Source organism: Paenibacillus sp. SYP-B3998 (assembly GCF_010820665.1).
Classification (GTDB): domain Bacteria; phylum Bacillota; class Bacilli; order Paenibacillales; family NBRC-103111; genus Paenibacillus_E.
Genome location: NZ_JAAIKC010000007.1, coordinates 103,011 through 123,740 on the forward strand (window position 1 = coordinate 103,011; position 20,730 = coordinate 123,740).

The 20,730-nt window shown below is 46.6% G+C and carries 17 protein-coding genes, 1 pseudogene and 1 riboswitch; of the genes and pseudogenes, 10 read left to right on the top strand and 8 right to left on the bottom strand.

Features of this window, described 5'->3' with window-relative positions; all coding sequences use genetic code 11:
• Positions 1–2 precede the first annotated feature (2 nt).
• The 3 genes and pseudogenes from adh (at position 3) to GK047_RS18250 (ending at position 2,297) form a co-directional block, all read left to right on the top strand.
• Complete coding sequence (gene adh, locus GK047_RS18240) at positions 3–1,523, top strand: aldehyde dehydrogenase (protein WP_163949860.1); 1,521 nt, start codon at positions 3–5, stop codon at positions 1,521–1,523.
• A 14-nt stretch (positions 1,524–1,537) separates the two neighbouring features.
• Positions 1,538–1,918 carry a DUF779 domain-containing protein gene (locus tag GK047_RS18245; RefSeq protein WP_163949863.1) on the top strand — a complete coding sequence of 127 codons (381 nt, stop codon included), beginning with the start codon at positions 1,538–1,540 and terminating at the stop codon, positions 1,916–1,918.
• Between the two features lie 200 nt (positions 1,919–2,118).
• Positions 2,119–2,297 (top strand): annotated as a pseudogene (locus GK047_RS18250) (DUF2277 family protein).
• Positions 2,298–2,405: 108 nt separating this feature from the next.
• On the opposite strand, the gene pyk reads toward GK047_RS18250, so the two are convergent.
• Positions 2,406–3,818 carry a pyruvate kinase gene (pyk, locus tag GK047_RS18255; RefSeq protein WP_163949865.1) on the bottom strand — a complete coding sequence of 471 codons (1,413 nt, stop codon included), beginning with the start codon at positions 3,816–3,818 and terminating at the stop codon, positions 2,406–2,408.
• A 122-nt stretch (positions 3,819–3,940) separates the two neighbouring features.
• On the opposite strand from pyk, the gene GK047_RS18260 reads away from it, so the two are divergent.
• The gene (locus tag GK047_RS18260) at positions 3,941–4,735 is read left to right on the top strand and encodes a helix-turn-helix transcriptional regulator (RefSeq protein WP_163949868.1); all 795 of its coding nucleotides are present in this window, start codon (positions 3,941–3,943) and stop codon (positions 4,733–4,735) included.
• Between the two features lie 22 nt (positions 4,736–4,757).
• On the opposite strand, the gene GK047_RS18265 is transcribed toward GK047_RS18260, so the two are convergent.
• Complete coding sequence (locus GK047_RS18265) at positions 4,758–5,489, bottom strand: DUF3105 domain-containing protein (RefSeq protein WP_163949870.1); 732 nt, start codon at positions 5,487–5,489, stop codon at positions 4,758–4,760.
• Between the two features lie 189 nt (positions 5,490–5,678).
• Here GK047_RS18265 and GK047_RS18270 point away from each other — a divergent pair, with 189 nt between their 5' ends.
• The 4 genes from GK047_RS18270 to GK047_RS18285 all read left to right on the top strand — a co-directional run bounded on the left by GK047_RS18270 (position 5,679) and on the right by GK047_RS18285 (position 10,394).
• The gene (locus tag GK047_RS18270; RefSeq protein ID WP_163949873.1) at positions 5,679–7,121 is read left to right on the top strand and encodes a methyl-accepting chemotaxis protein; all 1,443 of its coding nucleotides are present in this window, start codon (positions 5,679–5,681) and stop codon (positions 7,119–7,121) included.
• A 78-nt stretch (positions 7,122–7,199) separates the two neighbouring features.
• A riboswitch (TPP riboswitch) is annotated at positions 7,200–7,311 on the top strand.
• Between the two features lie 96 nt (positions 7,312–7,407).
• The gene (locus GK047_RS18275) at positions 7,408–8,004 is read left to right on the top strand and encodes an ECF transporter S component (protein WP_163949875.1); all 597 of its coding nucleotides are present in this window, start codon (positions 7,408–7,410) and stop codon (positions 8,002–8,004) included.
• Complete coding sequence (locus GK047_RS18280) at positions 8,005–9,606, top strand: ABC transporter ATP-binding protein (RefSeq protein ID WP_205516868.1); 1,602 nt, start codon at positions 8,005–8,007, stop codon at positions 9,604–9,606.
• Positions 9,597–10,394 (top strand): energy-coupling factor transporter transmembrane component T family protein, encoded by a 798-nt coding sequence (locus GK047_RS18285; protein WP_163949883.1) that lies wholly within the window; start codon positions 9,597–9,599, stop codon positions 10,392–10,394. Before GK047_RS18280 ends, GK047_RS18285 begins: the two co-directional genes overlap by 10 nt.
• 51 nt (positions 10,395–10,445) lie before the next feature.
• Here the strand turns inward: GK047_RS18285 and GK047_RS18290 are convergent, their stop codons facing one another.
• Together GK047_RS18290 and GK047_RS18295 are read right to left on the bottom strand one after the other, a co-directional pair.
• Entirely contained in the window at positions 10,446–10,853 is a 408-nt protein-coding gene (locus GK047_RS18290) for a YuzC family spore coat inner layer protein (protein WP_163949886.1), read from the bottom strand.
• Positions 10,854–11,027: 174 nt separating this feature from the next.
• Positions 11,028–12,656, bottom strand: coding sequence for an S-layer homology domain-containing protein (locus tag GK047_RS18295; RefSeq protein WP_163949888.1), 1,629 nt, complete (start codon positions 12,654–12,656; stop codon positions 11,028–11,030).
• Between the two features lie 575 nt (positions 12,657–13,231).
• On the opposite strand from GK047_RS18295, the gene GK047_RS18300 reads away from it, so the two are divergent.
• Positions 13,232–13,804: a nitroreductase family protein gene (locus GK047_RS18300; RefSeq protein WP_163949891.1), complete on the top strand. Its 573-nt coding sequence runs from the start codon at positions 13,232–13,234 to the stop codon at positions 13,802–13,804.
• A gap of 163 nt (positions 13,805–13,967) precedes the next feature.
• Complete coding sequence (locus GK047_RS18305) at positions 13,968–15,266, top strand: ATP-binding protein (RefSeq protein ID WP_163949894.1); 1,299 nt, start codon at positions 13,968–13,970, stop codon at positions 15,264–15,266.
• Between the two features lie 42 nt (positions 15,267–15,308).
• Here GK047_RS18305 and GK047_RS18310 read toward each other — a convergent pair whose 3' ends face one another.
• From GK047_RS18310 to GK047_RS18325, 4 genes are all read right to left on the bottom strand, one after another.
• Positions 15,309–16,217 (bottom strand): pseudouridine-5'-phosphate glycosidase, encoded by a 909-nt coding sequence (locus tag GK047_RS18310; protein WP_163949897.1) that lies wholly within the window; start codon positions 16,215–16,217, stop codon positions 15,309–15,311.
• A gap of 4 nt (positions 16,218–16,221) precedes the next feature.
• Positions 16,222–17,319 carry a carbohydrate kinase gene (locus tag GK047_RS18315; RefSeq protein WP_163949899.1) on the bottom strand — a complete coding sequence of 366 codons (1,098 nt, stop codon included), beginning with the start codon at positions 17,317–17,319 and terminating at the stop codon, positions 16,222–16,224.
• Positions 17,320–17,483: 164 nt separating this feature from the next.
• Positions 17,484–17,867 (bottom strand): hypothetical protein, encoded by a 384-nt coding sequence (locus tag GK047_RS18320; protein WP_163949902.1) that lies wholly within the window; start codon positions 17,865–17,867, stop codon positions 17,484–17,486.
• Between the two features lie 163 nt (positions 17,868–18,030).
• Positions 18,031–20,622: an Ig-like domain-containing protein gene (locus GK047_RS18325; protein WP_163949905.1), complete on the bottom strand. Its 2,592-nt coding sequence runs from the start codon at positions 20,620–20,622 to the stop codon at positions 18,031–18,033.
• Positions 20,623–20,730 lie beyond the last annotated feature (108 nt).

Here is a 20,730-nt window from a genome sequence, read left to right on the forward strand (position 1 = left end):
GCATGATTTATGGACAACCAGGGCAACAAGGATCGAAGGTCTCGTTCAAACAGCGGTATGGCAACTTTATTGGAGGTCAATGGGTTGAACCGGTCAAAGGGCAGTATTTTGAAAATGTGTCTCCAGTGAACAATCAGATTTTTTGTGAAATTCCTCGTTCCTCAGCAGAGGACATTGAACTAGCGTTGGATGCTGCCCATGCAGCCAAAGACGCTTGGGGACGTTCGTCTGTTGTGGAAAGAGCGAGCATATTGAACAAAATTGCTGACCGTATGGAAGCGAATCTGGAACTTCTTGCTGTCGCTGAGACGTGGGATAACGGCAAGCCAGTGAGAGAAACGTTGGCCGCCGATGTGCCTCTGGCGATCGACCATTTCCGTTACTTTGCAGGCTGCATCCGTGCTCAAGAGGGTGGCCTAAGCCAAATCGATAACGATACTGTGGCCTACCATTTTCATGAGCCGCTTGGCGTAGTTGGTCAAATCATCCCTTGGAATTTCCCGCTGCTCATGGCTACATGGAAGCTCGCTCCTGCACTCGCTGCCGGCAATTGCGTTGTAATTAAGCCAGCGGAGCAAACGCCTGCATCTATCCTTGTTTGGTTAGAGCTTGTGGAAGACCTGCTGCCGCCTGGTGTGGTGAATGTTGTAAATGGTTTCGGACTAGAAGCAGGCAAACCACTGGCATCTAGCAATCGCATTGCGAAGATTGCTTTTACAGGGGAGACGACAACGGGCCGCTTGATTATGCAGTATGCCTCCCAAAACATTATCCCGGTAACACTGGAGTTGGGTGGCAAATCACCCAATCTGTTCTTTGAAGACGTCATGGCGCAAGATGATGTCTTTTTAGATAAAGCGATTGAGGGCTTCGTCTTGTTCGCGCTCAATCAAGGGGAGGTTTGTACATGTCCGTCTCGTGCACTCATTCAGGAATCCATTTATGAAGCCTTTATGGAAAAGGCGTTAAAACGCGTGGCAGCCATCAAGCAGGGCAATCCACTGGATACGGAGACGATGCTTGGTGCTCAAGTGTCCACTGAGCAGGTGGAGAAAATTTTGAGCTACATGAACATCGGACAACAAGAAGGAGCAGAATGCTTGATCGGCGGAGGCCGTGCTGCGATGAGCGGAGATATCGCGGAAGGCTACTATATTCAGCCAACGGTGCTTAAAGGTCACAATAAAATGCGCATTTTCCAAGAGGAAATCTTCGGCCCCGTCGTGTCTGTCACGACGTTCAAAGATCAAGAAGAAGCGCTGGCCATCGCCAACGACACCTTGTACGGTTTAGGCGCAGGGGTCTGGACGCGCGATACGAACACCGCATACCGTATGGGTCGCTCCATTGAAGCGGGTCGCGTGTGGATCAACTGCTATCATGCCTATCCAGCTCATGCCGCCTTCGGGGGCTATAAAGTTTCGGGCATCGGCCGAGAGAATCACCGCATGATGCTCGACCACTACCAGCAAACCAAAAACTTACTCGTCAGCTACAGTCCGAACGCGCTGGGATTCTTCTAAGAGGCGGGTAAGATATGGCAGACGCTACGGAACCCGTTGTTCTCAAGGTCATCTGCACCAATGCTGCTTCGCAGCTTATTGACAGGCTGCAGGCGAAGTACGGGCCAGTGATGTTCCATCAATCCGGAGGCTGTTGTGATGGCAGCTCGCCTATGTGCTATCCGCAGGAGGAGTTCTTCCTAGGCGAACAGGATGTGCAGCTAGGTGAGATTCATGGAGCCCCATTCTATATGAGTAAGGCACAATACGAGTATTGGATGTATACGCAGTTAATCATCGATGTTATTCCTGGAAGAGGCGGTATGTTTTCCTTGGAGGGACCTGAGGGGTTGCGGTTCCTCACACGCTCGCGCGTGTTTTCATCGGAGGAGTTGAGCATCTTGAAACTATCGTAAGAGATTTTTCCTCTAACAAGAAAGCTGTCCGGAAGTCATGCCAATGACCTTCAGGCAGCTTTTCTTTTTGTTTGATTAAAATCCATCGAAATTAGGAAATTAATGTTAATCGGTAAATAAATGGAACTTCTTTAAAATCAGTGTAAAGGAAGCATTCAGGCGGTTTTTTACGAGAAAACAGGGAGAAGGCCGATGATGAGATTAAGGTGACCTCCCTCCAATTCGTGAGAAAGCTCTTGGGCTTCAGCGAGCCAAATGAGGCAGCGTTTAATCGCACCATCAAGGAGGTGGCATGGTTACCCGGAATCTGTTGGACTCGCTGGCAACCAATGCCGAGCCTCGCAATCGCGAGGTAGAAATCGAATCAAGGATTGGCTAACCTCATCATACAAAAGGGGGCCAATTGCTCTCTAAAAACAGAAAGCTGTCCAAAACTATATGTTCTAGTTTCGGACAGCTTTCTGTTTTTGCGGGCGCTATTTTTGCTCTAAATCCGCTCAACCTTCATGAGGTTAGTCGTCCCGGATTTACCAATCGGGATACCTGCGGAAACGATCGTCAGATCGCCCTTTTTCAAATAGCCCAGTGTTTCTGCTTGCTCAATGGCAGAGCGGATCATCGTATCCGTGGAGTCACATACCTCGCCGTGAATCGGGATGACACCTTGTACCATGCTCAGATAGCTGATTGCATATGCGTTGGAGGTAATCGCCAGGATAGGCGCTTCTGGACGATATTTCGCGATCATACGAGCGGTAAATCCGCTTTCTGTAGGCGTCAAGATCGCTGCCGCATGCAATTTGTTAGCGGATGAAACGACTGCCTGACAAAGAACTTCCGTCACTTCGTTGTTAGAGTCGAGCTGCGCGTCGATCAGCGAATTACGCTCCATCGTTTGTTCCACGCGCTCAGCGATTGTGGCCATCATGGTGACGGATTCGACAGGGTATTTCCCAGCCGCCGTTTCACCGGAGAGCATGACCACGTCGCTGCCGTCAAGCACGGCATTTGCCACGTCACTCACTTCGGCGCGCGTAGGGCGCGGGTTCCGCTGCATGGAATCCAGCATTTGCGTTGCCGTAATAACAGGTTTGCCCGCAAGATTACAGGCGCGGATCATCTCTTTCTGGGCGATAGGCACTTCCTCCGTCGGAATTTCTACGCCCAAATCTCCGCGAGCTACCATGATGCCATCTGAAGCTTCTAGGATGGAGGCGAAGTTGGTCATCCCTTCTTCGTTCTCGATCTTGGAAATGATCGGCGTGAAGCCAGCGCCGTGCTTCTCTAGAATGTCGCGAACTTCTCTAACGTCGTTCCCGTTACGAACGAAAGACATCGCGATGATGGAGATGTTCTCCTCAACGCCGAATTGAAGATGCATGATGTCGCGTTCGGTGACGCCCGGCAGGGACGTGCGAATACCCGGCAAATTTACCCCTTTGCGCTGCTTCAGTACACTTTGATTCAGCACGCTGCACGTAACTTCGGAGCCGTCTATGGTCTCGACCTGCAGCTCAATAGAGCCGTCGTCGATTAGAATAAGATTGCCTGGCTTCACGTCTTGCGGAAGCCCTGGGTAGTTGACAGAGACGCGGCTGGAATCACCGATAATTTGTTCGGTTGTAAGGACGATTATATCGCCTTTTTGCAGGTCGTAGCCCGCATCTTTTAGTTGCCCGATGCGAATCTCCGGACCCTTGATATCCATGAGAATCGGAATCGTTACACCTAGTTCTTTGGCCGCTTGGCGTACTCTTATAATACGTCCGCGATGTTCGTCTAAATCTCCATGAGCCATATTCAGTCTTGCGACGCTCATGCCAGCGCGGATTAATTCTTTGAGAGTAGGGATGGAATCGCAAGCGGGCCCCATGGTGCAAATAATTTTCGTTTTACGCATGTTGTGTAGGACTTCCTTTCGAGTAGAGGAATCAATTTTGGCTTCATTTTAGACCTAAATTACGTTAAGTTCTATGAAATATAGTATGATGTATGTACTATAGTATTGGAAGTGAATAGAGGATGCAGGTTAGAACTTTCACCTATGACAAAACAAGTAATTGGTATGCGGAGGAAGATGGACGAAGCCTCAATTGGACGCTTATTCTAGTCACATATGGGAAGTGTGTGTATTGGATCGGTGGGGAGCTCGGAGAGAGGAAGCATGTGCTGGAGAAGGGCCAATGGCTGCTGATCCCAAGCGAAATGAAGTATTATGGCAAAAGTGTGCCAACGATGGTACACGAGAAGTATGTTGTACAATTTTCATGTCGTGGAGAGGGAGAAGCTTTTCCGCTATTACAGGCTAAGGAGTATGTTAGCGGGACAACTGGCAAGTACGACTTTATCCTAGACCGTATGCGTGTGATGCTTCAGCAATGGAAAGGCAAACAGCCCTATTATCAGACGCTGTGCGATGCGCTGCTAAAAGAGCTGTTCGTTCATTTGCATAGAGAGTGGGATCAAGGCGGTGTTGTGAACGCTACAAGCGTGTTGGTTGAACAGATGAAAGCTTATATTCAGAATCATTACCGCGAGCATGTCACGAAAGATGAGCTCGCGGCTTGCATCGATCGCTCTCCGAATTATTCAGCATCTCTGTTCAGTAAGGTGACTGGGCAAACCATTAGCGATTATATGAACGCTACCCGCATCAAAACAGCTATCTATATGCTGAGGCACTCCGCACTTACCGTAACGGAAATATCTGAATTTATTGGGTATAGCGATCCTTCTTATTTTTACAGAGTATTCAGGCGTCTAACGGGATTAGTGCCGACAGATCTGGTCGTCGATCGAGAAATCGTGCGTAAATAATGCCGATCTCATTCGGACAAACTTACATTGTTCCGCCGCCACGTCTTATTTCAGGCGGAATTTGTTCAGGTCCTTTATTGATGTTTTGGTAGATGAAGGTGCCAACACTGGCGTCGTCGAACTTGGTCAGCTGCATGGTTTTGGTCCAAGCAGTTACGACCACTTCCTGATCGCTCGGTACATCTGGATTGGGAACAGCCAGCACGCCTGCACCTGCTTTTTTGAAATTAACGAGATAACGAAGCTTATCAAGCAGCTCCGTCTGTGCATCTGGATGATAATAAATAATAATATCGCCGTGCTCCAAATTATGGACTAACTTTTCATACGGTGGTCTTTCTGCATAAAAACCAAATTTGAGATCATGAGGACTGTGCGTGCCAGAGGTCGGAATACTCATCTCATATTTCAAGGGCATTTCCGAATGCCCGCGTCCGAAATCTTTGTCAGTTGTAACTTGAATAGATGCGTTATAGTTCAATTTCTCAATACTATAAGTGCTGGATGAACGCTGAATGAGGGCGGTTCCGATGCACAAGATGGCTAAGGTCAGAAGAACATGTGCAATCATAAGTGTTGATTTCTGCTTTTTCTGTAGGGCTTGCTTCTCCGCCTTTTTCAAGCGGCTCGTATTCGCTTTACTCGTTTTGACAGCTAGTACATAGCCTGCAATTGCAAAAGCAATAATTACAATACCTATGTAAAGCAAAATGGCTGTCAAATCGGTGCCTTGCTGCATATTGGAGTGATCCATGTATCATATGCTCCTTTTGATCATGATAGTAGACGGTTGATATTCACACTACACATTGTAGTTCTAAGTGTACAAGAAGTCAAACGGCCAAAAATAGGATAGGCATGTTAAATAGAGGAATTCAGTCGACATGTGTTGAATTTTGCAATTCTATGTCCGGTTATAGAGAAAAAAGGGGAGCGGTAGGCAATGTCTGTACAAATGATGGAACTTCATCGAAGAAATGGGATCATGGTTAAGTTATTAGTTGGATGCCTGGTTTTGGGAATCGCCGCGTCGTACGAATCATTGCATACGATTTTGATTTTGATTGCCTGTGGCGTCCCGATTACTGGCGTATGTATGTACTTAACGTGGAAAAAGCAATTGATCCCTTACACGAAGTATGTGATTGCCATAGGCTTTAACATCATATCTTACTTTTTTATGGAGACGGAAGCGATACTCTCTAATGCGCTGATCTTGTTTCTTGGCTTGGCTCTTGTCTCCTTGTATTTAGATTATCGGCCGCTTCTTCTAAACGGCATCATCGGGATTATTAATTTGAATTACTTCTGTTCAACACTTAGCGGCAATGTGGATTATATCGGTGTGAACGCATTCTATGTACTCACGATAGTAACTCTCATTGGTCAAAGCTTTATTGGATCTCGGATGCTCAGGAATGTTGTGAAAAGTTCCGAAGAATCGGAGTTTTCACGATTGCAGACGGAGCAGGTCCTGGTCGGAGTACGAGAGACAACGGAGGTACTGGGCACATCGAGCAACGCGCTTCAAGAGAATGCCTCCATTACAGGGAAAATTACCAATGAAGTTGCTGCTGCTTTTCATGAAATATCGCTTGGCATTGAGTCTCAGGCGACAAGCATCACAGACATTACATCGGCAATGCAGGATGTGAATGAGACGGTTGTTCAAACATCTAGCGCATCCAGAACGATGAGCAGCCGTTCGCGGGATACGGCGCAAATGACGAATCAAGGGAAGACACAAATGGAAGATTTGTCACTGAAAATTAATGATATCACCCAAATCGTTATCGATACGTCGCAAATCATGAACGCGGTGAATGAAGAAAATAGGCAGATTAGCAACATTGTTTCGACTATCGCGGATATTGCTAATCAAACAAACTTGCTGTCGCTGAACGCCTCCATTGAGGCAGCGCGAGCGGGTGAACAGGGCAAAGGCTTTTCCGTTGTAGCCAACGAAATTCGAAAGCTTGCACAAAATGCGCATGTGGCTTCGACGGATATCTCAGAAATCCTAGGATCTATCCAGAATAAAGTGGAATCAGCCGTAGAGAAAGTTACGGTTGGATTGGAAGCGGTTGACTCTGGTAAAAACTCAGCGGAAAGTGTTAGTCGTCTGTTCGAAGTTATTAACAACAATACTGCTGAAGTAATGGAGCAAGCGGAGAGCTTGCAACGGATGAACGTTCAACTGCAGGCTTCTTCGCAAAAAGTTGCCGAGGAAATGACTTCCGTCGCTGCCATTACGGAGCAATCTGCCGCTTCTGTGCAAGAAGTACTTGCCAGCGCTGAAGTCCAACAGAAGCGCGTGGAGGATATCGTTAATAGCATTCGTCAGCTCAACGGGTTAACACAAAACCTTCAGCAACTCGTAGAGTAGTGAAAGACAAGTAGAAGCGAAATAAGCTCAAAAAAAGGATTGCCAAAAAGTAGGGAATCGTCTACAGTTAAGCCAAATGAATAGCAACACGGGTGCTTGATGAAGTCAGGCTGAGATAGTGGCCCTATGCCACTGACCGTTAATCTGATCTGGGTAATGCCAGCGTAGAGAACATTGTGCCGATTTCACTTCCGCACTAATCTTATGCCTGCCGCTACCCGGTGGGCTTTTTCGTGTTCGCCTATCTCATTTCAAATTAGATAAAGGAAAAGGAGCTGATGTACAGATGGCAAAAACGCAATCTGCATCCAAAGGTTTGAAATTGACCGATATCTTGGTCACCATCGTGATTGCCGCGGTGTTCGGTGTGATTTATCGCATATGGGGGCCCATGTACGACGTGTTGAAACCGTTAGGTCTTCACGCAGAGCAATTGAGCTATGGCATGTGGTTTATGGCGGCTACCTTCGCTTTCTTAGTTATTCGTAAACCAGGGGTAGCGCTCTTGGCTGAGGTCGCCGCAGCGACAATTGAGGCGTTATTTGGAGGCTCATGGGGTGTTTCTACACTCGTTTATGGCGTGCTTCAGGGGCTTGGCGCAGAAATTATCTTCGCCCTATTTCTATACCGTCGGGTAAATGTAGGCGTGACGGTGCTGGCATCCTTTGCTTCGGCAGCATTCTCGTTGCTGGTGGATAGCCACTACGGATACATTGACCAGCTTACGTTTTGGAACTATTGCTTGTTTATCGGCTTTCGATTAGTCGGAAGCGCACTGATTGCAGGTGTATTCGCTTACTACTTAGCTGGCGCCCTTGCGAAGACAGGCGTGCTTAATCTGGTTCGTCCCGTTTCCAAGAAAGATTACGACGTACTGGGGTAGATGATGATACCAAACGGAGGAATAGGCGTTACTCAGCTCAGATTAAAATATCCGGGAGAACACGCCCCCCTGCTATTCCAGGGGGTTTCCTTATCTATTGAGCCCGGTGAGAAGGTTCTGCTGCTTGGACCGAGTGGCTGCGGCAAATCCACGCTGCTTCAAGTATTGAGCGGAATTGTTCCTCATACGGTGGAAATGCCGCTTAAAGCAGAAGAAATTAAGACACCGACCCGTTGGGGATACGTTTTTCAGGACCCAGACACTCAATTTTGTATGCCCTATGTGGATGAGGAGATTGCTTTCGTCTTGGAAAATCTCCAGATTCCGCGTGAACAAATGCTGGGGCTCATTCAGCGTTATTTAGACATGGCGGGACTCCGTTTCACCGATGTGCACACGCCTATTGGGCAGCTGTCACAGGGAATGAAACAACGCTTAGCTATCGCAAGCGTACTAGCCTTGGAGCCTGACGTGCTGTTCCTCGATGAGCCGACGGCTCTGTTAGATGAGGAAGGCACGAAGCAAGTATGGCATACAATCCGCATGGTAAGCGCAGATAAAACACTGGTTATTGTTGAACATAAAATCAGCGGTATTCTTGACTTCATCGACCGCCTGATAGTGATGGCTCCCGATGGGCATTTACTTGCTGATGGAAGACCGCAAGATATCTTTGCGTCATACAAACAGCAATTGATTGAGTATGGCATTTGGTACCCTGGTGTATGGGACGATTATGATCGTCAACGGGCCCTCCAAATGAGTAGGGTACAAGAGCAACAGCAGGAACATGGGGTGGATAAAAACAACCTTGCTGCTGAATTAAGGGCTGACTCCATTACATGGAGTGAAGAAACCGCTGAGGCTGGCAGAGTCAGTAGCATGGAAAACAGCGCGGTTTCGGACTCAAGCGTGCTCATGTCGATGCAGAATTTCGTGGGTATTCGGGGAGGACAGATGAAGACCTCTGTGGATAACTTAATCGTGAATCGAGGGGACTGGATCGCGGTTGTTGGCGCCAACGGAGCGGGCAAAAGCTCGCTTCTGCTGGCGATTATGCGCTTGATCCAGACCAAAGGCAGCTGTTGGATTAAGGGAGTTCAGGGAAGTAAGGTGGAGCAGCTTGCTGAACGCGTCGCTTTCGTCTTCCAGAACCCCGAATTTCAGTTCGTTACCCATTCGGTTGAAGAGGAGATTGCCTATTCCCTGCCTGAAGAGACGCAGCATGGTGCCGTGGAGAAGCTGCTAAAGGAGTATGACCTGCTTGCGCTGCGCAGACACCATCCGTTCCAACTATCGATGGGGCAGAAACGCAGACTGAGCGTGGCATCTGCTATGGTGCGAGAACCCAGCATTTTATTACTGGATGAGCCTACCTTTGGGCTGGATGCGCGCAATACATTCCGCATGCTAGAGCAGCTGGAGCGGCTGCGGGAGAGTGGGACGGTCATTATGATGATCACTCATGACGATGAGATCGTGAAGCGATTCACTACGCGTGTTTGGCAGGTAGAAGCAGGGCAAGTGAGTGAAAGAGAGCTGAAGCAGCCACCTTTGCAGTCCCTGCGCGCTGCAGAAGGAGAAATCCAGCTATGCAAGTAACATTTATGTATCGAGAAACCTGGTTGCATCGGGTAAATCCCAGCGTAAAGCTTATTTTATCTATCGCCTTGTTCATCGTTGTCGTGCTCATACACAACCTCAATACGATGATCTATTTAACAACAGGCAGTCTGATACCGCTGGTGCTATTCTCCGGCCATCCATTGAAGCGTTTGCTGCTATACGCATCGCCGTTTCTGCTTATTTTCGTTTCATCCTCAACAGGGATGATGATGTTTGGCAGCGGCAGCAAGCTGTGGTTCCAGCTTGGTTTCATAAAGATTACCGAAGAAAGCTTCTACCGCGGCCTTCATCTCGGCTTCCGCGGTCTCCAGGTTGCTTCGGTGGGCCTTCTCTTCAGCTTGACGACGCGCCCTGTCGCGCTATTTTATTCGATGATGCAGCAGTGGAACATAGCGCCGAAGTATGCTTACAGCTTCTTGGCTGCTTTGCGCATGATCCCTGTCATCCTCGAAGAGTTTCAGACCCTTCGGCATGCTTTGAAGGTACGGGGCAAAAAGAAACGCAGCCTCTTTACCGGCTGGTACGTGACGCTTCGCATGTATGCCATTCCGCTGCTGGCTCAAAGCATTCGCCGTGCCCATCGGACGGCTGTCGCCATGGAGGCGAAACGTTTCTCCTCCCTTAGTCAGAGGACTTACTATTATCGAATCACCTACACCAAGTGGGATTTGTGGTATGTTGGTTATTTTGCAATTCTGGTCTTTCTATCGTATTACTTGAGTGCCGTATGGCCGCTTGTGGGCGGTGCTGCAGATGTCCGTTAGTTTCCTTGAAGAGCAAGCTCTACCAACTGATGGTTGGCAGAGTTTGCTTTTCTATTCTCCCCATTTGAGCGACATGGATAAGTCACAGCAGGGTATCCCCTGCGCAAGGGGATCAATAGAGAACTTAACGCTACTTGGTGTAAAGCTGGTCGCCACAGCGGATTCACAGCCGAAGGAGCTAACAATGCGATCAACTTCCTTCTGGTTACCGGTCTGAGCGGCTGTCATCAATTGGGAGGCTATCTGTGGATCAGCAAGTTTTTTGAGCAAGAGAGATGCATCGTTCATAAGCCGCTGAAAGGCGTCTACTGAGCTCATTAGTATTTTCGTGTCTACATGAGGATAAGCTCGCTCTCGTTCCCATATCCAGTAAGCGGGATGGCTGTAGTTTACGTTAGGCGGGGGATAGCCGTCATAAGGCGAGTAGGGTTGCGGGAAATAGGAAGGTGGATAATTCATCGACGCACTCCTTTGGGTGAAATGGCCACTCTTACACAATATATGTAAAGTCTAGATGGGAGTGCATGCAAACCACGGTTCGAACAGTTGTTTGCTATAGAAACAAAAAGAGCACCCTTTTTAAGCTTTTAGGCTTAAGGGTGCTCTTAGCAATATTCTTCACTTCATCAATAATTACACACGGTGCATTGTCACGTAACTCGACACTTTGTTCCCATTTGGTGAGATGGCAGTTAATTCAAAAGACTTTACGTTACCTGTCACATGAACACTACCGTCTCGATTAACTACAGCAGAACCTACAGCTCCTTTGTTAGGATCGCCCACGATATCGTTAACGAGGAAGACTGTACCTAACGCAAAATTGTAAGAGCGGATTTCATCCTTTTTATAAGTGATACCATAATTGTCGGTAATGTTCAGATCCATTTCAGTATAAGCGTCGAAGTTTCCGCTATATACGCCATTCGTTACCGAAAAGTTTCGATCGATCGTTGCTTTGTTAGCTTTTAATTCTTTTGCAGTCACGGAATCACTTTTTACGGTGACAGTTACTTTTAATTGTTTGGCAGAGCCATCTCCGATCTTAACCATGACAGTGATTTCAGCGGTTCCTGCTTTGTTACCAATAACATAGGCATGGTGATCCGCAGTTAGTTCCACTTTTGCAATACTAACATTGGAAGAGGTGATGGATTGAACAATGCCAGGAATCGCCAAAGTTTCGCCGCCTGAAGTGGCCTTCACTTCAATTTCTTTGGCAAGCTTACTTCGTGTTGGATCTTCAGCCTCAGCTTTCGTAGCAAGGAGGTCTTGACCTGTTGCTGCTCCAATTAAGCCGCTATCCAGCACATTAGCAAGATCATAATTACCAGTTATCGAAATATTCCCTGTGTCTATTGCAGATACAGTCAATTTTCCGGTTGCTGTTTGAATAGAAGTAGCTTCTAAACCACTTAGAGTTACTGTGTACTCACCAACAGCTAATGCACCGTCTTTGGCAGTTAATGTTGCAGATTTCCCGTCACTTGACCATTCTGTTGTAGTATTCACAATCGTAGTGCCTTTATTCAGGGTAAGAATAGCTTTGCTGGTATCGACTTGCTTGTTAAGAGTAACCTGTACTTTTTTATTGTCAGAAGTAGCTTGTACATTTCCTACAGAAATAAGTGTTTGATTTGGATTTTTAAATACACCTTGAGCGGTGTACGAGCTTTGAACGAGATCTGCACGATTAGCAGGTTGATCTCCTGCTTTACTGCTTGCATGAATGCCAAGATCAGTAGCTTGTTTCACTGCGTCACCATACCAAGGCGAGCCAAGGACACTTACTTTTTTACCTAAACCTTTTAGCAGAACGGTATCTAGCTGACCAGTTGTAACGGAGTCTCCGGGAACGAAGGTCATATCCGTAACACCATCAATTAAGCCCGCTTTTTTTGCAGCTTCAATATAAGGTATCGCCCAACCATTGGCTGGATCATCGGCACGAACATCTGTAAAGCTGGAAGCTTTAATCGTCTGGTCAACCGTCACTCCGAAGATAAGCGTAGCTACTTTTGCAAACTGCGCGCGTGTCATATTCTGTGTAATCCCGAAAGAAGTCTCCGAGACGCCTTCGAAGATACCAGCCGTGATCATTGCGTCGATTTTAGCTTTTAATGGCGCATCAATGCTAGTTAAATCAGTAAAGTCTGCAGAGGATTTACCAGCTGCACTAGCTGGGTTACCAAGAGCGGCGGAAGATAACATAGACAGAGCAAGAGTAGTAATCGCAAGGGTTGTCATTTGTTTAGATTTCATTATATACCTCCTGATGATTTGGGTTAGTCAAATTCGTTGATTATTAAAAAATAGCTTTGAATCTAGCAGGTTATCGTACGGCCGTTCTATAGCTATAACTATACATTGCATGAAAAAGCACGTCATTGTCAAATTGTTGGCATTCTCAGGTCAAGAGTGCTATTGCCGATTGTTGTTATTTCATCGTTTATTGAGAATGATAATCTTCCTCATTAACTTACGAATAGTGAGAATGATTATTATAATCATTTACTAATTTTAAATTAATCACTTTACAAATGTAAGTGAATTGCATATAATATTATTAAGAACCAAACGAGAAGGAGGCTGACACCATGGGTAAATGTGCATGTGGTAACACACAGAACGTTGAAGGAAACTGCGACGGTTCACACGCTAAAAAAGATAAATAAATAATGTTTGTACATATATAAGGGATTCCACGAACGCAAAGTTCGTTGGAGTCCCTTTTTTGCTTGAGGCGATTGCTTGGCGCGCGCATGTTTGCGAAAGCTAGATTCGTGGTGCACAATAGAGAAAGCAGTGTATATCTCGAAATGGAGTGAATTTTCTTAATGGATGTTAAAGAAGCAATTCGTCATCGACGGAGCATAGGCAGGGTAAAATCAGACCCTGTGGATAAGGCTTTAATTGAAGAAATTCTCGAAGCTGGTGTATGGGCACCTAATCATTGCAATACAGAGCCTTGGAGATTCTGGGTGATGACGGGTGATGGTAGGAAGCTGTTAGGACGGGGGTATGCAGAAGTTGCTGCCGCAGAGGCTGGTCAAGTCTCGGTGGATGAGCTGAAGCTGATTAGAAGCGGTCAGGAGAAGAAGGCATTTCGGGCTCCTGTCATTATTGCGGTGGCTGTAACTCCTACGAATCATCCCACAGTACCGGAAATTGAAGAATATGCCGCTGTGCATGCGGCAGTCCAAAATATGCTGTTAACCGCTCATGCGCTTGGTTTGGGGACGATTTGGCGGTCGGGAGCTCCAACTTACCACCCGAAGATGCGAGAGACGTTCAATCTGCAAGGAAAAGAAGAAATGGTCGGGTTTATCTATCTCGGCTACCCAGATATGCCTACACCGAAGGCGGAACGAGTTCCGTTCGAGCAAAAGACGCTGTGGCTGAACGATTAGGTCGCTATTGGAGCTTACCCTTGCAAGTGAGGGTAGGCTTTTTTCTTTAAGCCGCATAAGGATGAATGAAATAATTAGTCGTCGTGTTAGTCAGGAGAACATGGTATACTAACGATCAACAATAGTTAACATTTGTTTGGAAGATATTTGAGGGGCTGTGAAGTTGTCGATTCCTACTATCCCACTAACCGAGCATATTGATGTATCTAGCGGTGCTCATATTTTATATATTTACAGTTCTGATGAAAAATACATAGAAAATGCAGTTGCATTTATCCAGACAGGACTTAAGCTGCGGCAGCAAGTGATTATCATTGATAGTAGTGAAAATTTTCAGGTCATTATGGATAAAGTAAAGGGCTTGGTGGACCGAAGAGGATTGGCGGACGTTCACTTTGTGAATCATGATGATTTGAATCGAGCAGATACAGATTTACAAGCGGAAAAGGTTCTGCACACTATGGCAGAGCTTCTTAAACCGTTGTTACAAAGGAAGATCCCAATACGCTCTTGGGGGCATGTTCCGTATTTGGAGCCCGATTATTTACGTAAGCTTCTTAAAGAGTATGAAAGAAGCAATGGATTTACAATAGAAGAGTTTAGAATGATTGGTGTGTGGGTGTACAATGGGCATAGGCTTCCGGCGCACGTTCAGAATGAGCTTTTGCAAAATCATGGATACTTAATGACGGACACTTCGTTGGTACGCTCCAATTTATATAGAAAGGGAGACCAGGAAGTCGTTTTCCCGTCACTGGCGGTGCATACACAGATGCAATCTGAGATGAATCAATATAAAGAGAAGTTAGACTTCGTCCATGTGGTATCGCATGAGGTGCGTAATCCGCTAACTGTTATTAAGGCTTATGCAGCTATGCTGCTGCAGAAGGATTTGGACGTGGATGGCAAGCAAAAACTGAAAGCGATTACGGACTACGTCGATGTGATCGATAATGAGATTATGCATATTATTAATACAGAACAAATGCTGTCAACTGAAGCGTTATGGAGTACGACTCAAATTAGTGTTCTTCCAGTGCTGGAAGAAGTAATCGCTACGATGAAGACCAAATCACGAACGCAAAATATAGAACTTCATAGTACGCTGCCTTCAAAACCCATCAAGATGGTTGGTAATGTAGTTGGGATGAAGCTTGTAGTATCCAATCTGCTCAGTAATGCGATTAAGTATAGCGAGGAAAATAGCTGTATCTGGATGGAGGTCCATAACGAAAGGGATTCCCTTCATATTCAGATCAAAGATCAGGGTATCGGCATGACGGGTGAGCAGACACAGAAGCTGTTTCGAAAATATGAGAAAATGAACCTAGAGCGTAGTGGACAAGGCATCGGTTTATTCATGGTCAAAAAATTAGTCGATCATTTTGAAGGTTTCATTGAAATACATAGCGAGCTTCATAAGGGAACTCAAGTGCTGGTGAGACTGCCAATACGAAAATAAAAAAGAGGATGCCAAGGGGAAATGCCCTGGCATCCTTTTGTATTAGTTTTTAAGGGCTACGGCTACTTTGGCAGCAACTTCCGCGTTGTGATATACAAGCGCAATGTTGGTTTCCAAGCTGCGACCTTCCGTCAATTGCTTAATGCGGGAAAGCAGGAATGGTGTTACTTTTTTGCCAGTAATGTTTTGATCTTTAGCTTCAGCGAGCGCTTGTTGAATAACACCTTCGATTTCGAGGTGATCCATTGCGGACTCTGCTGGAACCGGGTTGGCGATGATGGCGCCGCCGTTCAAGCCAAGCTCCCATTTGGTACGCAGCATGCTAGCCACTTCGGCAGCCTCATTGAGGTGGAAGTCCACGCCAAAGCCGCTTTCGCGTGCGTAGAAGGAGGGGAATTCACTTGTTTTGTAGCCGATAACAGGTACACCATAGGTTTCTAAGTACTCTAGAGTAAGGCCGATATCGAGAATGGATTTGACGCCAGCGCATACGACAGCTACGTTCGTTTGAGCAAGCTCCGTCAAGTCTGCGGAAATATCCATTGTCACTTCGGCTTCGCGATGTACGCCGCCAATACCGCCAGTTGCGAACACTTGGATGCCGGCAAGCGCTGCGCCGATCATCGTTGCGGCCACGGTTGTTGCTCCGATTCTACCGGATGAAAGGATGTAGGGCAAATCGCGGCGGCTGACTTTATCTACATTTTGGTTTGTAGCAAACTCTTCGAGTTCTTGCTCGTTCAAGCCAATTTTGATTTTGCCATCCATGATACCGATGGTTGCTGGAACAGCGCCGTTATCCCGAATGATTTGTTCAACTTTTTTGGCCATTTCAATGTTTTGCGGGTAAGGCATACCATGGGAAATAATCGTTGTTTCCAAAGCTACAACAGGCTTATTGTTAGCAAGCGCTTCTTTTACTTCGTCCGTAAATGTCAGGTAGTTGTTCATATCGTTAGTCTCCTTTGATGGTTGTTATCGTTTGAATGAGTCGTTCTTCGTTCAATTCGCTGGCTACAGAATCAGCGGTTTGCAGCGTGATGTGAGCAGCGGCGAGACCATACGAGCAAGCCTCGATGTAAGATTGATTATGCAGCACGCCGTAGGCGATTCCTGCAAGGAAGGCATCGCCAGCGCCCGTCACTTCGACGACTTGCGTCGGGATAGGGGCGAAGTGTTTGCTACCTGTTTGACCACTGTACATCACACCTCTGCTCCCAAGTGTAATGAACACATGCTCCACACCGCGCTCCCGAATGGCTTCCGCGAGCTTGGCAATGTCAGGCTCTGTAGAGATGGAGACGCCAGCAAGTTGGCAGGCTTCTTCTAAATTGGGAAAGATCGCAGTCACTCCCTGTAAGTGCCGAGGAAGTTTTTTTGCTTTTTCCGAAGAAACAGGGTCGATGAACAGCGAGACACCTTCTTCGCCGCAGCGTTTCACCAATTCATCCAAGGTGTCAGATGGCAGGTTGGTATCGGCAATAACCAGCTTGGAAGCGGCGATATGAGGCCACTTTTCTCGAAGTAGTGCAGGTGAACATTTATCGTAAATTTCCATGTTGGCGAAAGCTAGAAACATTTCGCCTGTTGCGTCTAGAAGGGCTGTATAGGTACCTGTTTTCTCGCCTTGCAGCACAATGGATTGGCTAACTTCGACGCCACGCTTCTTCGTCTCTTCCAAGACCCATTGACCCGCTTTGTCGTCGCCCACAACGGTAAGTAGCGCAGTTTGACAGGACAAATTGGCGAGCGTTTCCGCGATATTGCGTGCCACGCCACCACAGGACTCCGCGACGGTGACTGGATTGGAGGAAGCAAGTCGAATGGCTTGTTTGCTGGTCGCTTTATTGTCTAGGTTGGCACCGCCAATGCACATGACCGTATTGTCGTCTGCTGTGACATAAGCACGTCCACGTAGGACGCCTTTTTTCATCAATGAGGCGATATAGCCAGCAATGGCTGATCTTGAGATGCCGATGGCGTTTGCCATTTCATGTTGGGAGATAAATGGATTTTGACGTATGAGCGCTAAGATTTGCTGTTCCCGGTCCATGAGCGGCTCCTTTCTCTTTTGTGAATAGCTTAATTTTAATACACTCACGGACAAATGTCCATAGTACAAACAAATGTTTATGAATGAAAAAGGAGCCTGCGCCCAGAATAGGGACAGTGCTCCTTTTTTTCGACACAGGAAGATAGTAACGGTTGAGAAGGCAACTATTTCGACTGTTCAGTCTTTGAACGGTTCACGAATCCAAGTAGCCCAAGCAAGCCCAATAGTCCGAAATATTTCAAGTAGGAAGGAGGCTTAGCCGCCGTATTGCTGTCTGAAAGTACCTTGATTGAGGTAGGCGGTGTAAGCCCCTGGGCAGCGGCGTAGCTGTTTGAATCTGATCGGACACGAACACCGCGGTCTACACCCGGCATACCAAATGGATTCGTATGAAAGAAGGTCGGCGAGCCCTGTTTGGCGACTTCCCGCTGATCTGCCTGTGTTGTTGCCTGCTGTGCTTGGGAATGTGTGTGATATTGATGGGCTCCTAGCAGAGCTATAATCGTAATGAAAGAAACTAAAGCAAGCGTAACAAAGCGTGGCAACATATTTTATACCTCCAAGGCCATATATGATTAATTTGTGTGAATCTAGGTAAAGGTATATTTCCCTGGATGTTGGAACTTATGTATTCGTAAAACACGGAATAAAACGAAAAGCCGCCGATCCCCCAAATAGGGGATCGGCGGTTGATTGAACGAACCATTTCATTTATTTTGTTACGGTCACAAGAACTGTCGTCCTCATATTGGAATAGGTGACAGTGATTCTTGCAGTTCCTTTTCCCGTTGCTCGAATAATGCCATCCTTCACGTCTGCGACTAGAATATTAGACGTAGTCCATAACGCCGGCTTCGTAACATCTTCCTCAGAGCCATCTGTGTAGGTTCCCAAGGCCTTTACCTCGGAGGTTTTGCCTTCACGCAACTCCACCCTGACGACGTCTGTTTTCAAATATTTTAATGAATCGATCTCAACGGGAATAGAAACCGTTTTGCCACCGAACGAGGCGGTTAATGATGTTTTTCCAGAAGCGGTAGCGGAGAAAAGGCCCTCGTTGACAGTACCTAACTTGTAGGAGGACACTTTCCATGTCGCTGTTTTCGTGACGTCTTTGGTTGTGCCATCAGATAACGTCGCCGTTAGCTTCACTTGCACTTGTTCGCCGCTCTTGGTTGTAAGGTACGTGGTGTCAGCCACTAAGTTCTGAATCACTCCGATTTCAACTGGAATCGTAACGGTTTTACCGCCATAAGTAGCGGTAATGGTCGCTTTACCTCTAGCAACCGGTGTTACAACCCCTTTGGACACGGTGGCAATTGAACTGTTGCTAGTTTTCCACTCGGCTTCGTTGGTCACATTAAGAGTAGCTCCAAGAAGATCGGTGGCAGTTAGCGTAATGGATCGCGTCTCGTTCATGTCGAAGACAAGACTGGCCACGTTGGCCGTAAGGTCACTGGCCATATCCACTTGGATGGACACCGTGACCGTTTTGTTATCCAACTGTGCGGTTAGCGTACTCTCGCCAGAAGCTATGGCCTTTACTTTACCAGCCTCAACCGTAGCGGCTTTGGGGTTGCTGCTTGTCCAGATAACATCGGATGTAGCATCCTTGGACGTTTCATCGGTATAAACGGCCGTTGCAGTCAATGCAGCCGTGGCACCTTTTTTCAATACCAATTTTTCTGGAGTGATTGTTAAACTTTTCAGAACGCCAACCGATACTTGAATGACCGTAGTACGTGTGCCGTATTTGGCTGTAATGGTTGCTGCGCCGGTATTTGTGCCTGAAATGTAGCCATTGTGAACATCCGCGATGTCCTTGGAGCTTGTTGTCCATTCGGCTTTACTTGCTACGTCTTCTTCGCGGCCATCTTTATAAACAGCGATAAGTTTTAGCGTTTCAGAGCCGCCAATTTGTAAATTAAGTATTTTTTTGCTTGGTTTGATGATATTAGGAATATCGACTTCGACCTTGGTCGTAGTTGTTTTCCCCCCGTAGGACGCGGTCACTTTCGCTTCTCCTGCTTTATACGCGGTCACTTTCCCCTTAATAACGAAAGCAACTTTCTCATCGTCAACGCTCCAGTCCGCACGGTCAGTGACTTCTTCACTTGTTCCGTCGGCAAAAGTAGCTCGCAAAACGAGTTGATCGTCTTTCCCTGCTTGCAGGGAGAGCAGGTCTTTATTGACATCTAATTTGTGTGGAACTTCAACATCAACGACAGCTTTGATTGTTTTTTCTCCGTATTTCGCGGAAACAACGGTTTCGCCAATCGAATTGGCGATCAGCTTGCCCTTGGACACTTGTACAATTTTTTCATCTTCTGAAGCCCATTCTGCACGGTCTGTGAAGTCCTCTGTTGTTCCATTCGGATAGGTAGCCGTGAGTTTAAGCGATCCAGTACCGTTTTTCTTAAGTAAAATAAGCTGTTTATCTAAATCAAGCTTAATGTTCGCATCTACATCAACAGTAATCGTTGTTGTTTTCGTGCCATATGTAGCGGTTAAGGTTGCTTTACCAACGCCATAACCTGTAATTGTGCCTTTAATCGCGTCTGCAATTTTTTCTTTATCTGACTTCCACTCCGCTTTTTCCGAGACATCGGCTACAGCTCCGTCAGGGTAGGTGGCCATCAGTTTAATCTTCTGCGTTCCGTTCGTGAGCAAGGAAACTTGAGATTTCTCTGCATCAATACGTCTGACGATTTCAACGTCAACAGGCAGGATAATCGATTGATTCATGTATTTGATCGTAATTGCAGCACTACCAGGACTTTCACCCTTTACCAACCCATTCGTTACCGAAACGATGGAGTTTGCATCGAAAGTATAGTCAGCTTTGCTCGTAACATCCTCTGACGTGCCATCCACGTAGTAGGCTGTAATTATAACTTGCTCGGATGCACCGAGACGTAAGTCCAGAGATTGTTTGTTCTTTGTTAATGATTTTACCTTCTTCGTAACTGTGACGTTTACGATGACGGTTTTCCCCATATAAGTAGCAGTAATGACTGCGCTGCCTTCTTTTTTTGCTGTGACAACACCTGCATAGATCGAAGCGACATCCGCCGATCCTGAATTCCAATCTGCTTTGACTGTTGCGTTTTCGGTCAAGCCACTTACATAAATCGCCGTTGCCGTTAAATTCGCGGTGTCTCCGACTTGAAGAACCAGTTCGTTTTTACTGAGCACGAGCTTCGAAATCTCGTCGGCAGCAGACGCTGTTCCTGCTAGTAAGGACTGAGTTGCTAGGATCATAATAAAAATTAATGATAACCATTTGTTGCGACTAAACTTCATGTTTGATTACCTCCACTGTTTTCTCCTTCCAATCGTACGAAATTGACGGAACTCCATATATTATCGGAAATAAGCCTCCTAAAATGAATAGTTACATACAGAATACCC